Origin of the sequence: Actinacidiphila epipremni, assembly GCF_012034175.1 — a bacterium.
Classification (GTDB): domain Bacteria; phylum Actinomycetota; class Actinomycetes; order Streptomycetales; family Streptomycetaceae; genus Actinacidiphila; species Actinacidiphila epipremni.
This window is the reverse complement of sequence record NZ_JAATEJ010000002.1, coordinates 138,787-153,995: the sequence shown is the minus strand read 5'-3', so window position 1 is coordinate 153,995 and position 15,209 is coordinate 138,787. Positions and strand designations below refer to the sequence as shown.

11 protein-coding genes are annotated in these 15,209 nt (G+C 69.8%); 8 read left to right on the top strand and 3 right to left on the bottom strand.

Annotated elements, in window-relative coordinates:
- Position 1 precedes the first annotated feature (1 nt).
- Both HCN08_RS03580 and HCN08_RS03575 read right to left on the bottom strand, forming a co-directional pair.
- The gene (locus tag HCN08_RS03580; RefSeq protein ID WP_167981374.1) at positions 2-820 is read right to left on the bottom strand and encodes a hypothetical protein; all 819 of its coding nucleotides are present in this window, start codon (positions 818-820) and stop codon (positions 2-4) included.
- Between the two features lie 88 nt (positions 821-908).
- Positions 909-1,196: a hypothetical protein gene (locus HCN08_RS03575; RefSeq protein ID WP_167981373.1), complete on the bottom strand. Its 288-nt coding sequence runs from the start codon at positions 1,194-1,196 to the stop codon at positions 909-911.
- A 394-nt stretch (positions 1,197-1,590) separates the two neighbouring features.
- Here HCN08_RS03575 and HCN08_RS03570 point away from each other — a divergent pair, with 394 nt between their 5' ends.
- Complete coding sequence (locus HCN08_RS03570) at positions 1,591-3,387, top strand: ABC transporter family substrate-binding protein (RefSeq protein ID WP_167981372.1); 1,797 nt, start codon at positions 1,591-1,593, stop codon at positions 3,385-3,387.
- A 427-nt stretch (positions 3,388-3,814) separates the two neighbouring features.
- Here the strand turns inward: HCN08_RS03570 and HCN08_RS03565 are convergent, their stop codons facing one another.
- Positions 3,815-5,128 (bottom strand): hypothetical protein, encoded by a 1,314-nt coding sequence (locus HCN08_RS03565; RefSeq protein ID WP_167981371.1) that lies wholly within the window; start codon positions 5,126-5,128, stop codon positions 3,815-3,817.
- A 210-nt stretch (positions 5,129-5,338) separates the two neighbouring features.
- Between HCN08_RS03565 and typA the strand changes: the two genes are divergently transcribed.
- From typA to HCN08_RS03530, 7 genes are all read left to right on the top strand, one after another.
- Positions 5,339-7,204: a translational GTPase TypA gene (gene typA, locus HCN08_RS03560; RefSeq protein ID WP_167981370.1), complete on the top strand. Its 1,866-nt coding sequence runs from the start codon at positions 5,339-5,341 to the stop codon at positions 7,202-7,204.
- 384 nt (positions 7,205-7,588) lie between these two features.
- Positions 7,589-9,256 (top strand): peptide ABC transporter substrate-binding protein, encoded by a 1,668-nt coding sequence (locus tag HCN08_RS03555; protein ID WP_167981369.1) that lies wholly within the window; start codon positions 7,589-7,591, stop codon positions 9,254-9,256.
- 141 nt (positions 9,257-9,397) lie between these two features.
- Complete coding sequence (locus HCN08_RS03550; RefSeq protein WP_167981368.1) at positions 9,398-10,321, top strand: ABC transporter permease; 924 nt, start codon at positions 9,398-9,400, stop codon at positions 10,319-10,321.
- Positions 10,314-11,246: an ABC transporter permease gene (locus HCN08_RS03545; RefSeq protein ID WP_167981367.1), complete on the top strand. Its 933-nt coding sequence runs from the start codon at positions 10,314-10,316 to the stop codon at positions 11,244-11,246. Before HCN08_RS03550 ends, HCN08_RS03545 begins: the two co-directional genes overlap by 8 nt.
- 12 nt (positions 11,247-11,258) lie before the next feature.
- Positions 11,259-12,287 carry an ABC transporter ATP-binding protein gene (locus tag HCN08_RS03540; protein ID WP_167981366.1) on the top strand — a complete coding sequence of 343 codons (1,029 nt, stop codon included), beginning with the start codon at positions 11,259-11,261 and terminating at the stop codon, positions 12,285-12,287.
- Positions 12,280-13,332: an ABC transporter ATP-binding protein gene (locus HCN08_RS03535; RefSeq protein WP_167981365.1), complete on the top strand. Its 1,053-nt coding sequence runs from the start codon at positions 12,280-12,282 to the stop codon at positions 13,330-13,332. The genes HCN08_RS03540 and HCN08_RS03535 overlap by 8 nt, the downstream gene beginning before the upstream one ends.
- A gap of 217 nt (positions 13,333-13,549) precedes the next feature.
- Positions 13,550-15,196 (top strand): peptide ABC transporter substrate-binding protein, encoded by a 1,647-nt coding sequence (locus HCN08_RS03530; protein WP_167981364.1) that lies wholly within the window; start codon positions 13,550-13,552, stop codon positions 15,194-15,196.
- Positions 15,197-15,209: the final 13 nt, after the last annotated feature.

Below are 15,209 nucleotides of genomic sequence, written 5' to 3'. Positions count from 1 at the left end.
CTCAGAAGAACCTCGGATCGTCGAAAGCGCCGCTGGCCACCAGGTACACGTAGAGGTCGGCGAGCCCGACGCTGACCAGCGAGGACCAGGCCAGCAGCATGTGGCGGCCGTTGAGCACCCCCACCCAGCCCCACAGCCGGTAGCGCACCGGATGGGCCGAGAAGTGCCGCAGCTTGCCGCCGATGATGTGCCGGCAGGAGTGGCAGGACAGGGTGTACGCCCAGATCAGCGCGATGTTGACGACGAAGACCAGGGTGCCGAGCCCGGCGTGCCCCCAGTTGCCGTCCCGGTCGCGGAAGGCGAGCACCACGTCGTAGGTGAGGATCGCGGCCACGACCAGGGCCAGGTAGAAGAAGTACCGGTGGACGTTCTGCAGGATCAGCGGGAAGCGAGTCTCACCGGAGTACGTCGCGTGCGGCTCGGCGACCGCGCAGGCCGGCGGCGACAGCCAGAAGCCGCGGTAGTACGCCTTGCGGTAGTAGTAGCAGGTCAGCCGGAAGCCCAGCGGGAAGACCAGCACCAGCAGCGCGGGGGACAGGCCCCACCAGCTGCCGAAGATGTGCCAGTCGGCGCCGCCGTTCATGTCCGTGCAGTTCGAGGCCAGGCACGGCGAGTAGAGCGGCGAGACGTACGGCGCGGAGTAGTAGTCGCCGTTGGCGAAGGCGCGCCAGGTCGCGTACACCACGAAGATCGTCAGGGCGATCGCGCTGACCAGCGGTGACAGCCACCACTTGTCGGTCCGCAGGTGCCGGGCGGTGATCGCGGCGCGGCCGGGGGTGAAGACGCCGCGGTCGGAGGAGGGGGTGGTTCCGGTGGCCAAGGAGGACTCCGTACGGGAGGGGACCGGGGCGGGCGCCGGCGGCGGTGCCGGAGCGCGCGGGGGTGGGGCGGGCCGGGGCCGGCGCCGGTCAGGGCGCGTGCCGGTGCGGCGAGCCGAGCCCCTCGTCCTCGGCGTCCGCCCACAGCCCGCGGTCGTACGGCGCGTCGGGGACGGCGACCATCTCGACCTGCCGCCGCCCGGCGTCGACCGGCGCGGAGACCTTGAGCAGGTCCAGGCTGTCCCGCAGGTGGGCGGCGGCCGAGCGCACCCTGCGCATGTCGAGGGAGTCGCCGCAGGGCTCGTCGAGCCGGGCGACGCAGCGCATCAGGTCGTCGAGCCGGCGCTGGACCGACGTCAGGTCGTCGTGCAGGGACATGCGGGGTCCTCACCATCTGCCGCCGTGGCAACGCTGGTACGGGGCGCGGGCTTGCGGAAGCGAGTGTTGCGCGTCACACCACGCGTTGTGAAGACGCGTGCACCGAATCGGCGGGCGCGGACGCCCGGCACCGGCGGATACCGGCCGGGTCCCGGCGGTACGGGGGCCGGGTCCCGGCGGGCGGGGGGCCGGGGTGGGCCGGACGGGTGGAGTGCGCCGGGGCCGTCGGCGGGTCGCCGCCGGGCGGGGCGGGCCGTCGTCTGGAGTGGGGTCTGTCGAATAACCGGACCACCGGTAAAGCGGCCCATTCGATCGTCAGACAAACATCCCTGGCCGGTGCCGGACCGCAGCCGCCTGCGGCCCGGCCGCGCCAGGGTCGCGGAGGAGCGACCTCATGAACCGCAGTGCGGCCCCGACCGCTGTCCCCCCGGCGCCGCGGGCGCACGCGGTGCGTATCGCCGTGGCCCTCACCGCAGGCGCCGCCCTCACCCTGAGCGCCACCGCGTGCTCGTCCGGCGACGGCAACCACGCCGCCGGCACCGCCGGCACCGACATCGCCTCCGTCGCGCGGGCCGGCGTCCGCGACGGCGGCACCCTGCGCTGGGCCGTCGACAGCGTGCCGCGCACCCTCAACGCCTTCCAGGCCGACGCGGACGCCGACACCTCGCTGGTCGCCGGCGCCACGCTGCCGGCGATGTTCCGGCTGGACGCGCACGGGCGGCCGGCGGCCGACACCGACTTCCTGAAGAAGGCCGACGTCAGCGCGACGCAGCCGCGGCAGGTCGTGACCTACGAGCTCAACCCCAAGGCGAAGTGGAGCGACGGGCGGGCCGTCGGCATCGCCGACTTCACCGCCCAGTGGAAGGCGCTGGGCGGCACCAACACCGCGTACTGGACCTCGCGCAACGCCGGGTACGACCGGATCGCCGCGATCAAGCAGGGCAAGGACGCCTCGCACATCGAGGTCACCTTCAGCACGCCCTACGCCGACTGGCGCTCGCTGTTCAGCCCGCTCTACCCCAAGTCCGTCACCGGCGACCCCGACGCCTTCAACGACGGGGCCCGCACCGCGCTGCCCGTCGTCGCCGGGCCCTTCGCCGTCAAGGGCGTCGACAGCAAGGCCGGTACGGTCACGCTGGTGCGCAACGCCTCGTGGTGGGGGCAGCGCGCCAAGCTCGACCAGCTCGTGCTCACCGCGGTGCCGCGCGACAAGCGGGCCGCGGCGCTGGCCGCCGGCAAGCTGGACCTCGCCGACATCGACGCCGGCGCGCTGTCCACCGTCAAGAAGACCCGGGGCCTGGCCGTGCGCAAGGCGCCCGACGCGGCGTACGCGCAGCTCGCGCTCAACGGCAGCGCGGGGCCGCTGGCCGACGAGAAGGTACGGCACGCGGTCGCGCAGGCCGTCGACCGCAAGGCCATCGCGGCGGCGGTGCTCAAGCCGCTCGGGCTGCCCGCGGTGGCGCTCGGCAACCACCTGGTGCTGCCCTCCCAGGACGGCTACGCCGACCACAGCTCGGCGCTCGGCAAGGCCAGCCTCCAGCAGGCGCAGGCCGCTCTGGCGGACGCGGGCTGGAAGCAGTCCACCGCGAAGGCCGGCGACCAGGCGGCCGGGCCCGGCCGCAGCGCGGCGTCCGGGGCGCTCACCGTCGTCGAGCCGGCCCGGGCGGTGACCAAGGCCGGCAAGCAGCTGAGCCTGCGGTTCGTGCTGCCCGCGGGGTCGCCCACGCTGGACGATGTCGGGGGGCGGATCGCGAAGATGCTCTCCGCGATCGGGATCCGTACGGAGATCACGAAGGTCGACGGGACGAGCTACTTCCAGGACCACATCGCGGCGGGTGACTTCGACCTCGCGCTCTACTCCTGGCCGGGTACGGCCTACCCGGCGACGGACGACACGCCCATCTACGCGAAGCCCGTGCCGGCGCCGGACGGCTCCCTGAGCGTCGCGCAGAACTACACGCGTGTCGGCACGGACCAGATCGACCAGCTCCTCGACCGCGCCGGCTCCGAACTCGACGCGGGCGCCGCCCGCTCCCTGACCGCCCAGGCCGACGCCCGCATCTGGGCTGCCGCCGGCTCCATCCCCCTCTACCAGCGCCCCGCCGTGGTCGCCCTCCGCACGACGGTCGCCAACGCGGGCGCGTTCGGCTTCGAGACCCCGCGCTTCCAGGACATCGGCTTCCGCAAATAGCCCCCCGGCGGGCCCCGCACCAACGCCCCGCCCTGCCCCGCCCCGCCCGCTTGCGACCTTCCGCCGGTTCCCGGCTGATCGCGCCGTTCTCCCCCAGAGCGTTGCCTGGGGGTACCCCCACGCGCCCCTGAAGAACCGTGCCCTCCCGCGCAGAGGCTGCGTCTGCGCAGAGACGCCGGCATACCAGGGGCGCGGGGAACTGCGCGACAAGCCGAGAACCGGCGGATGTTCGCGGGACGGCAGGACGGGGCAGCCCGGGGCGTAGGAGCCCGGCGCCGGGTGAGCGGGCGTTGGCGCGCGGACGCCGGCAAATCAGGGGCGCGTGGGGGTACCCCCAGGCAACGCTCTGGGGGAGAACGGAGCGACCAGCCCACCCGCGGCGGAAGGTCGCAAGGCGGCAGGACGGGGCAGCCCCGGGGGGGAGAGCTCAGAAGTGGAGGAGGGCCGCGGACTTTGCTGCCGCGGCGGCGGCGTTGGTGGGGCGGGCCATGGCGGTGTGGGCGGAGGCGAGGGTGTGGAGGGCGGTGGCGCGGCTCAAGGCGTCGGGGGACGTCGCGGCGGCCTGCCCGGCGAGGGCAACCGCTCGGGCGGGGCGGCCCTGGAAGAGGGCCTCACGGGCCGCGAGGTCCGTGCCGCGCAGCGCCGCCACGGAACCCTCCGCGCGGAGCGCGGCAAGCGCCGCGGCGAAGTGGGGCAGCGCCTCCTGCGGGCGCCACCGCCCGGCGTACACCCCGTCGGAGACGGCCATCGCGTAGAGCTGGAGCGCGGCCAGCCGCAGCGAGGGCGCGTGCGAGCGCTCCCGCAGGGCCAGCGCCTCGCGGGCGGCGACATCGGACCGGCCCTCCGCGAGCGCGAGCGTGATGCCGAGGGCCTGGCGCCGCGGCGAGCCGGAGGGCGGCGCGCCGGCGAGCGCGGCCCGCATGAGGTCGATCCGCCCGAGCGCCGCGGCCCGCGCGGCGGCGAGCGTCGCCGGGTCCACCCGCCACTCGCCGAGCTTCGCCTCCTCCTCCCCGGCCCGCAGCCGCCACAGCCGCCAGGCCGGCGAGGTCACCTTCCCCGCGCCGGACGTGAAGATCAGCACGGTGATGAAGCCGAGCCCCACCCCGAAGTAGACCCCCGGCGCCCCGCCCACCGCCGCGACGCCCCCGGCCACCGCGAGCTGGACGACCAGCTGCACCACCGCCCCGCGGCGCAGCCGCCCGCGCAGGTCGGGCCGATCGGTGAGGACCAGGCATGTGCTGAGCAGCACCACCGGCACCATGCGTACGGTGAGCAGCCGCCCCCGTACGGTCGTCGCGCCGAGTCGGCGCCCCGCGCCGAGCGTGCCGTACACCGGGGCCAGCCCGGAGAAGCCGGCCAGCAGCGTCGAGAGCAGGTTGAACACGCTGACCCCGGCCAGCACCCCCACCGCGAAGAGCGCGAGGTAACCCGTGCCGTACGGCACCGCGCCGAGCGCGCCGGCCAGCCCGAGCGCCACCCCCACGGGCACGGCGACCAGCATCAGGCCGAGCTTGCGGGGCCGCACGGCGGGCGCGCCGCCACCCGTACCGGCGGGCAGCGGCGGCACGGCCCCGTCGTCGTACGGCGGCTGCGGGCCGAGCCCGGCGAGCGGCGCCTGCGGCTCAACCGGCTCAACCGGCTCAACCGGGGCAACCGGCGGCTGCGGCTCAAGCGGGGAGAGCGGCGATGGCGCCGGCTGCGCGGCGTGCGGGGAGTTCGGCGAAGCCGATGGCGTGGACACGCCCGGGATCATGGCATGCCCACCACCAGCTTGTCCGCTGATATCCGCCGTGCGGACGCCCCCGCGCAGCGGCCCCCGGGCGGCACACCGGCGGGCGGAGGGGGACGGGCCACGTACCATGGGAGAGGCCGTGGCGTGAGGTGTGCCCGGCAGGCGAGCGCGTCACACAGGAACGCGACGTCATCCACGATCCGGGAGAAGCGCCGCAGCATGTCCACGCGCCACGATATCCGCAACGTCGCCATTGTCGCCCACGTCGACCACGGCAAGACGACTCTCGTCGACGCCATGCTCAAGCAGGCGGGCGCCTTCGCGGCGCACCAGCATCTGGACGACCGGATGATGGACTCCAACGACCTGGAGCGCGAGAAGGGCATCACCATTCTCGCGAAGAACACCGCCGTGAAGTACCACCCCAAGGACGGCGGCACCCCGGTCACGATCAACATCATCGACACCCCCGGCCACGCCGACTTCGGCGGCGAGGTGGAGCGCGGCCTGTCGATGGTGGACGCGGTCGTGCTGCTGGTGGACGCCTCCGAAGGCCCCCTGCCGCAGACCCGCTTCGTGCTGCGCAAGGCGCTGTCGGCCCGGCTGCCGGTCATCCTCTGCATCAACAAGACCGACCGCCCGGACTCCCGGATCGACGAGGTCGTCAACGAGACCTACGACCTCTTCCTGGACCTGGACGCCGACGAGGACCAGATCGAGTTCCCGATCGTCTACGCGTGCGCCCGCGACGGCGTCGCCTCGCTGACCAAGCCGGCCGACGGCACCGTCCCGGCCGACAGCGACAGCCTGGAGCCGTTCTTCTCCACGATCCTGTCGACCGTCCCGGCCCCGGTCTACGACGAGGACGCGCCGCTCCAGGCGCATGTCACCAACCTGGACGCCGACACCTTCCTCGGCCGTATCGCGCTGCTGCGGGTGGAGCAGGGCAACCTGAAGAAGGGCCAGACCGTCGCGTGGATCCGGCGGGACGGCAGCATCTCCAACGTCCGCATCACCGAGCTGATGATGACCGAGGCGCTGACCCGCAAGCCCGCCGAGAGCGCGGGCCCCGGTGACATCTGCGCGGTCGCCGGCATCCCGGACATCATGATCGGCGAGACGCTGGCCGACCCGGACAACCCGATCGCGCTGCCGCTGATCACGGTCGACGAGCCGGCGATCTCCATGACGATCGGTACGAACACCTCGCCGCTGGTCGGCAAGGGCGGCAAGGGCCACAAGGTCACCGCGCGGCTGGTCAAGGACCGGCTGGACCGCGAGCTGGTCGGCAACGTGTCGCTGCGGGTGCTGCCGACCGAGCGGCCGGACGCCTGGGAGGTGCAGGGCCGCGGTGAGCTGGCGCTGGCCATCCTGGTGGAGACCATGCGCCGGGAGGGCTTCGAGCTGACCGTCGGCAAGCCCGAGGTGGTCACCAAGGAGATCGACGGGAAGATCCATGAGCCGATCGAGCGGATGACCATCGACTCGCCCGAGGAGCACCTGGGCGCGATCACCCAGCTCATGGCGTCCCGCAAGGGCCGGATGGAGACGATGACCAACCACGGGTCCGGCTGGATCCGCATGGAGTGGATCGTGCCCTCCCGCGGCCTGATCGGCTTCCGCACCGAGTTCCTGACCCAGACCCGCGGCACGGGCATCGCGCACTCCATCTTCGAGGGCCACGAGCCGTGGTTCGGCGAGTTGCGCACCCGTAACAACGGCTCGCTCGTCGCGGACCGCGCGGGCGTCGTCACCGCGTTCGCGATGACCAACCTCCAGGAGCGCGGCGTGCTGTTCGTCTCGCCGACCACCGAGGTCTACGAGGGCATGATCGTCGGCGAGAACTCCCGCTCGGACGACATGGACGTGAACATCACCAAGGAGAAGAAGCTCACGAACATGCGGTCCTCGACCGCCGATGTCACGGAGTCCCTTGTTCCGCCGCGTTTGCTGTCCCTTGAACAGTCCCTGGAGTTCTGCCGGGACGATGAATGCATCGAAGTGACCCCCGAGACGGTCAGGATCCGTAAGGTGGTCCTCGACCAGAAGGAGCGGGGCCGTGCCGCGTCCCGCGCCAAGCGCTGACGCCCGCTGACACCCAAGCGTTCGGTGAGGGGTCCAGGGCTTCCTGGGCCCCTTCTCCATGACGTCGGCGCGTCCGCTTTCCGGACAGCAATCTCCGTTAGATACGTCACACCGCCCAATTCGCCGGTGTCTGTCTACGTTCCATAATGTCCGGATTCTGGAACGGCCGCACCGCTGATGTGACCAAAGCGAGACCAACCCTGTGTCGATCCGACTTCAAACGTGCCCGATAGTGGGACGAAGTTGAGCTCGGGTCAATGGGTCACGCGCTGATGGGGAGCGCCGACTCACGAGCACGGGAAGGCCGTAGTCGCTGTCAGGGGTGTCAGTGAGCGTCCGGCCTTCCTTTCACGTATCGACAGTGACTCCTGAGGAGGCAAACCCATGCGCGGTGCCAAGAGCGCCAAGTGGGTCGTAGGTGCGGCCGTGATCGCCCTCGCAGCGACGGCCTGCAGTTCGAGCGATGACTCGGGCGACAAGGACAAGGGCAGCAGCACCAAGGCGAGCTCGTCCAGCGACGGGATCGTCCGGGCGTGGTGGGGCGACCCCCAGAACCCGCTGGAGCCCGCCAACACCAATGAGGTGCAGGGCGGCAAGGTCCTTGACATGATCTTCATGAACCTCAAGGAGTACGACCCCAAGACCGGCAAGGCCATGCTGGAGGCCGCCGACTCCATCACCACGACCGACCAGCAGAACTTCACCATCAAGGTCAAGCCCGACCTGAAGTTCTCCGACGGCACCCCGGTGACCGCCAAGTCGTTCGTGGACGCCTGGAACTACGGCGCCCTGGTCACGAACAAGCAGCTGAACGCGTACTTCTTCGCCGACATCGACGGCTACGACGCCGTCCACCCGTCCGACGACGAGAACGCCAAGCCGACCGCCCAGACGATGTCGGGCCTGAAGGTCGTGGACGACCACACCTTCACCGTGAAGCTGAAGCAGAAGTTCTCCACCTGGCCGGACCGCCTGGGCTACAAGGCCTTCGCGCCGCTGCCGACGGAGTTCTTCACCAACCACGCGGCGTACCTGGCCAAGCCGATCGGCGACGGCCCGTACATGGTCGAGTCCTACACCAAGGGCACGAGCATGAAGCTGGTCCCGAACCCGAACTACACCGGCCCCAGCAAGCCCAAGAACAAGGGCGTGCTGCTCAAGGTCTACACCAGCGACGAGACGGCCTACGCCGACCTGCAGTCGGGCAACCTGGACGTCCTGGACACCATCCCGCCGGCCGACCTGCCGCACGTCAAGGACGACCTCGACGGCCGCTACCTGAACCAGCCGGCCGGCATCATCCAGACGTTCTCCTTCCCGATGTACGAGAAGGCGTGGAGCAAGCCGGGCATGGAGAAGGTCCGCCTGGGCATCTCCATGGCGATCGACCGGAAGACCATCACCGACAAGATCTTCCAGGGCACCCGCACCCCGGCCACCGACCTCACCTCCCCGGTGCTGGGTGCGGCCGGCGGCTTCAGCACCACCCTGGCCGGCGACGCGGTGACGTACGACCCGATCAAGGCCAAGCAGCTGATCCAGGAAGGTGGCGGCCTGCCCGGCGGCCACATGACGATCGGCTACAACGCCGACTCGCCGCACAAGGACTGGGTCGACGCGGTCTGCAACAGCATCAACAACGCGCTGGGTGACAACAAGGCGTGCGTCGGCGCGCCGACCGGTACCTTCGCGGACTTCCGCAACCAGATCACCAAGCAGCAGATGAAGCAGCCGTTCCGTTCCGGGTGGCAGATGGACTACCCGCTGATCGACGACTTCATCACGCCGCTGTACGCGACGGGCGGCAGCTCGAACGACTCCAAGTACAGCAACCCGCAGGTCGACTCGCTGATCAACCAGGCCAACGCCGAGGGTGACACCGCCAAGTCGGTCGCCCTGTACCAGCAGGCCGAGAAGCTCATCCTCAACGACATGCCGATCGTCCCGCTGTGGTACCAGAATGGTGAGGCCGGCTGGTCCGCGCGGGTGTCGAATGTGACCGAGAACGCCTTCAGCGTCCCGGTGTTCACCGACATCACCGTCAACGGCTGATCCCAGCAACACCAGTGAGCGCGCCCGGCAGGGGAGACAGCCGGGCGCGCCCGCGGGGGAACTGACAACAACCGCTCGCGGTGTGGATGTCGGCCGGGGCCACAAGCCCCGGCCGACGTCTGCCCGATCCCTGGAGGGCAGATGGGGCGCTACGTCATCAGGCGACTGCTCCAGATGGTTCCCGTGTTCATCGGAACCACTTTGTTGATCTTCGTCATGGTCTACGGGCTCGGTGATCCCGTGGCCGCCATGTTCGGAGACCGTACGCCGGACCCCGCAACGGCCGCTCAGATCAGACATGACCTGCATCTGAACGACCCGCTGATCCAGCAGTACTGGATCTACATGTCGGGTATCTTCCACGGCGACTTCGGTAAGGCGTCCACGGGCCAGCCGGTCAGCGAACTGCTGAAGTCGGCCTACCCCGTCACGCTGAAGCTGACGATCGTTGCCTTCGTCATCGAGGCCGTGATCGGTGTCGCGCTCGGCCTGTTCGCGGGCATGCGGCGCGGCCGGTTCCTGGACACCGGAGTGCTGGCCATCACGCTGCTCGTGGTCTCCATCCCCACCTTCGTCACCGGCTATGTCCTCCAGTACCTGGTCGGCGTCAAGTGGGGAATAGTGAAGCCCTCCGTGGGTGACGGTGCACCGTTCAATCAGCTGATCATGCCGGGCCTGGTGCTGGCCGGCGTCTCCCTGGCGTATGTGGCACGGTTGACCAGGACCTCGGTCGCCGAGAACTCCCGTGCCGACTACCTGCGCACCGCGGTGGCCAAGGGCCTGCCCCGGCGCCGGGTGATCACCAACCACATGCTGCGCAACTCGCTGATACCCGTGGTGACCTTCCTCGGCACGGACATCGGCAACCTGATGGCCGGTGCCCTCGTCACCGAGCGCATCTTCAACATCCACGGCGTGGGCTACCAGGTCTACCAGGGCATCGTGCACAACAACCCGCCGACGGTGGTCGGGTTCGTGACGGTGCTGGTGATCGTGTTCCTCGTCGCCAACCTGCTCGTCGACCTGCTCTACGCGGTCCTGGACCCGAGGATCCGGTATGCCTGAGAACACCGACGCCGCGATCCTCGACGGCGTACCCCCCACCACCCAGGACGGCACGGCCCTCCCGCAGGACACCCGCGACAAGGCGCGCAGCCTGTGGACGGACGCCTGGTACGACCTGCGCCGCAACCCGGTCTTCTACATATCGTCGCTGGTGATCCTGTTCCTGGTCTTCATCTCGATCTGGCCCGGCGCGATCGCCCACACCGACCCGCTGCAGTGCGACCTGATCAACTCGCAGAACGGGCCCAGCGGCGGCCACTGGTTCGGCTTCGACCAGCAGGGCTGCGACGTCTACTCGCGTACCGTGCACGGCGCCCGCAACTCCGTCGAGGTCGGTCTGCTGTCCACCGTCGGCGTCGCACTGCTCGGTTCGGTCCTCGGCGGCCTGGCCGGCTACTTCGGCGGATGGCTGGACGCGATCCTCTCCCGGGTCAGCGACATCTTCTTCGGCATCCCGATCCTGCTCGGCGGCGTGGTCTTCCTGTCCGCCTTCAAGGGCGGCTCGGTCAGCATCGTGTCGACGTTCATCATCCTGCTGGGCTGGCCGCAGCTGGCCCGGATCGCCCGCGGTGCCGTGATCACCGCGAAGGAGCAGGACTACGTGCTGGCCGCCAAGGCCCTCGGCGCCGGCCACGGCAGACTGCTGCTGCGGCACATCGCCCCGAACGCGCTTGCTCCGGTCATCGTATGGTCCACGATCGCGCTGGGCACCTTCATTTCGCTGGAAGCGACACTGTCGTTCCTCGGCGTGGGTCTCAAGCCGCCGGCCGTCTCCTGGGGTATCGACATCTCCTCGGCCTCGGAACAGATCCGCAACGCCCCGCACATGCTGCTCTTCCCGGCCGGCGCCCTGAGCATCACCGTGCTGGCGTTCATCCTGCTCGGCGACGCGGTCCGCGACGCCCTCGACCCGAAGCTGCGCTAAGGGAGGCGTACGTTGACTGTCATCGACGATGTTTCGAACGTCCCGGCACCCGACGCCGCACTGGCGCCGCTGCTGGAAGTACGCGACCTGCACGTGGAGTTCCACACCCGTGACGGAATCGCCAAGGCCGTGAACGGCGTCAACTACTCGGTGAGCGCCGGGGAGACGCTGGCGGTGCTCGGCGAGTCCGGCTCGGGCAAGTCGGTGTCCGCGCAGGCGGTCATGGGCATCCTGGACATGCCGCCGGCCCGGATCCCCAAGGGGGAGATCTTCTTCCAGGGCCGCGACATGCTGAAGATGTCCGGTGAGGAGCGGCGGAAGATCCGCGGCCGGAAGATCGCGATGATCTTCCAGGACGCGCTGTCCTCGCTCAACCCGGTGCTCAGCGTCGGCTACCAGCTCGGCGAGATGTACCGGGTGCACCAGGGCCTGTCCCGCAAGGCGGCCAAGGCCAAGTCCATCGAGCTGATGGACCGGGTGCGCATCCCGGCCGCCCGGGAGCGGGTCAACGACTACCCGCACCAGTTCTCCGGCGGTATGCGCCAGCGCATCATGATCGCCATGGCGCTCGCCCTGGAGCCCGAGCTGATCATCGCCGACGAGCCGACCACGGCCCTCGACGTGACGGTGCAGGCGCAGGTCATGGAGCTGCTCGCGGAACTGCAGCGCGAGTACAACATGGGCCTGATCCTCATCACCCACGACCTGGGCGTCGTCGCCGACGTCGCCGACAAGATCGCGGTGATGTACGCGGGCCGGATCGTCGAGGACGCGCCCGTCCACGACATCTACGCCCGGCCGGCCCACCCGTACACCAAGGGCCTGCTGCAGTCGATCCCGCGGCTGGACCAGAAGGGCCAGGAGCTCTACGCGATCAAGGGCCTGCCGCCCAACCTGACGCGTATCCCGGCCGGCTGCGCCTTCAACCCGCGCTGCCCGATGGCGCAGGACATCTGCCGTACCGACGTGCCGCCACTGCACCCGGTCGGCACGGCGCGCGGCAGCGCGTGCCACTTCTGGAAGGAGACCCTCGGTGACTGAGCCCACTCCCGTCACGTCCCGCGAGCCGATCCTGCGGGTCCGGGGCCTGGTCAAGCACTTCCCGCTGACGCAGGGCATCCTGTTCAAGAAGCAGGTCGGCGCGGTCAAGGCCGTCGACGGCGTCTCCTTCGACCTCTACCCCGGCGAGACGCTGGGCATCGTGGGCGAGTCCGGCTGCGGCAAGTCCACGGTGGCCAAGCTGCTGATGAACCTGGAGCAGGCGACCGCGGGCGAGGTCTTCTACAAGGGCCAGGACATCACCAAGCTGTCCGGCCGGGCCCTGAAGGCGGTGCGGCGCAACATCCAGATGGTGTTCCAGGACCCGTACACCTCGCTCAACCCGCGGATGACGGTCGGCGACATCATCGGCGAGCCCTTCGACATCCACCCGGAGGTGGCCCCCAAGGGCGACCGCCGCAAGCGGGTGCAGGAGCTGCTGGACGTCGTCGGGCTGAACCCGGAATACATCAACCGGTATCCGCACCAGTTCTCCGGCGGCCAGCGGCAGCGCATCGGCATCGCCCGGGGCCTGGCGCTCAACCCGGAGATCATCATCTGCGACGAGCCGGTCTCCGCGCTCGACGTGTCGGTGCAGGCGCAGGTCATCAACCTGATGGAGAAGCTGCAGGACGAGTTCAGCCTGTCCTACATCTTCATCGCGCACGACCTGTCGATCGTCCGGCACATCTCGGACCGGGTCGGCGTGATGTACCTGGGCAAGATGGCCGAGATCGGCAGCGACGCGGCGATCTACGAGCACCCGACCCACCCGTACACCCAGGCGCTGCTGTCCGCGGTGCCGGTGCCGGACCCGGAGGCGCGCGAGCACAGGGAGCGCATCATCCTGTCGGGCGATGTGCCCTCGCCGGCCAACCCGCCGTCCGGGTGCCGTTTCCGCACCCGGTGCTGGAAGGCGCAGGACCGGTGTGCGCAGGAGGAGCCGCTGCTGGCGATCCCGGCCCGGTTCGCGCAGGCCACGACCCCGGTCGCGCACGAGTCGGCGTGCCACTTCGCCGAGGAGAAGGACGTGGTCGGCGCGGCCTGACCGGTCCGCCGCGGCGGGGGCGACCCCGCCGTACGCAGGGAGCAGCACGGAGCAGCAAGGAGCAGGGGCGTCCCGTACGGGGCGCCCCTGCTGGCGTTCCGTCGTGCTTGGGCCAATGCATTGGCGGCGCGACACGGGGGAGTAATAGTGCGGCTTTGCCCCGATTGCGGTGTCATGGGTAACGAAGTGTCATTTGTGACCCATGAGGAGGCACACGATGCGCGGAGCCACGCGCGTGAGGTGGGCCGTCGGTGTGACGGTCGTGGCCCTGACCGCCGCCGCCTGCGGCGGCGGTGACAGCGGGGGCGGCGGCTCGTCCGGCGGAAGCGGCGGCGGCATCGTCAGGGCCTCCTGGGGCGACCCGCAGAACCCGCTGGAGCCGGCCAACACCACCGAGGTGCAGGGCGGCAAGGTCCTCGACATGATCTTCCGCGGGCTGAAGTTCTACAACCCCAAGACCGCCAAGGCCGAGAACATGGTGGCGGACTCCATCACCACGACGGACTCGCAGAACTTCGACATCAAGCTCAAGAGCGGGTGGACGTTCTCCAACGGCGAGCCGGTCACGTCCGACTCCTTCATCGACGCCTGGAACTACGACACCCAGCTGAAGAACGCCCAGCTCAACGCGAGCTTCTTCCAGTACATCGACGGCTACGACAAGGTGCACCCGGACGCCCCCGGCGCCAAGGCGAGCGCCGCGACGCTGTCCGGCCTGACGAAGGTGTCCGACACCGAGTTCAAGGTCAGGCTCAACCAGAAGTTCGCGCTCTTCCCCGACACCCTCGGCTACGCGGCCTTCGACCCGCTGCCGAAAGCGTTCTTCACCAACCGGTCGGCCTGGCTCGCCAAGCCGATCGGCAACGGCCCGTACCAGATCTCGTCCTACACCAAGGGCTCCAAGATGGAGCTGAAGAAGTGGGACGGCTACAAGGGCCCCGACCCGGCGCAGAACGGCGGGGTGGAGCTGCGGGTCTACACCGACAACAACACCGCCTACACCGACCTGCAGGCCGGCAACATCGACCTGGTCGACGACATCCCGGTCTCCCAGCTGCGCAACGTCAAGGCCGACCTCGGCTCGCGCTACATCAACCAGCCGGCCGGCATCATCCAGACCATCGCCTTCCCGCTGTACAGCCCGCGCTGGTCCTCGGCGAACGCCGCCAAGGTGCGGCAGGGCCTGTCGATGGCGATCAACCGGGACCAGATCACCAAGCAGATCTTCGAGGACACCCGCACCCCCGCCAGCGACTGGACCTCGCCGGTGCTCGGTGACGCGGGCGGCTTCAAGAAGGGCCTGTGCGGCGACGAGTGCACCTACAACGCCGACAAGGCCAAGCAGCTCATCTCCCAGGGCGGCGGCCTGCCCGGTGGCCACATCACCATCACGTACAACGCCGACACCGGCTCCCACAAGGAGTGGATCGACGCGGTCTGCAACAGCATCAACAACGCGCTCGGCAACAACAAGGCGTGCGTCGGCGCCCCCGTCGGCACCTTCGCCGACTTCCGCAACCGGATCACCAACAAGCAGCTCAACGACCCGTTCCGGGCCGGCTGGCAGATGGACTACCCGCTGATCCAGGACTTCCTGCAGCCGCAGTACTTCACCGGCGCGTCCTCGAACGACTCCCACTACAGCAGCCCCACGTTCGACAGCCTGGTCAACCAGGCCAACGCGGCCGGCTCCACCTCCGAGTCCGTCAGCAAGTTCCAGGACGCGGAGAAGCAGCTGGTCAAGGACATGCCGGCGATCCCGCTGTGGTACCAGAACGGCAGCGCCGGCTACTCCAGCAACCTCTCCAACGTGGCGCTCAACCCGTTCAGCGTCCCCGTCTACAACGAGATCAAGGTCAGCTGACCGCCATCGCCAG

Coding starts and splice junctions, on each gene's coding strand:
- HCN08_RS03575 (WP_167981373.1), bottom strand. CDS start 1,196: ATGTCCCTGCACGACGACCTGACGTCGGTCCAGCGCCGGCTCGACGAC.
- HCN08_RS03570 (WP_167981372.1), top strand. CDS start 1,591: ATGAACCGCAGTGCGGCCCCGACCGCTGTCCCCCCGGCGCCGCGGGCG.
- typA (WP_167981370.1), top strand. CDS start 5,339: ATGTCCACGCGCCACGATATCCGCAACGTCGCCATTGTCGCCCACGTC.
- HCN08_RS03555 (WP_167981369.1), top strand. CDS start 7,589: ATGCGCGGTGCCAAGAGCGCCAAGTGGGTCGTAGGTGCGGCCGTGATC.
- HCN08_RS03550 (WP_167981368.1), top strand. CDS start 9,398: ATGGGGCGCTACGTCATCAGGCGACTGCTCCAGATGGTTCCCGTGTTC.
- HCN08_RS03545 (WP_167981367.1), top strand. CDS start 10,314: ATGCCTGAGAACACCGACGCCGCGATCCTCGACGGCGTACCCCCCACC.
- HCN08_RS03530 (WP_167981364.1), top strand. CDS start 13,550: ATGCGCGGAGCCACGCGCGTGAGGTGGGCCGTCGGTGTGACGGTCGTG.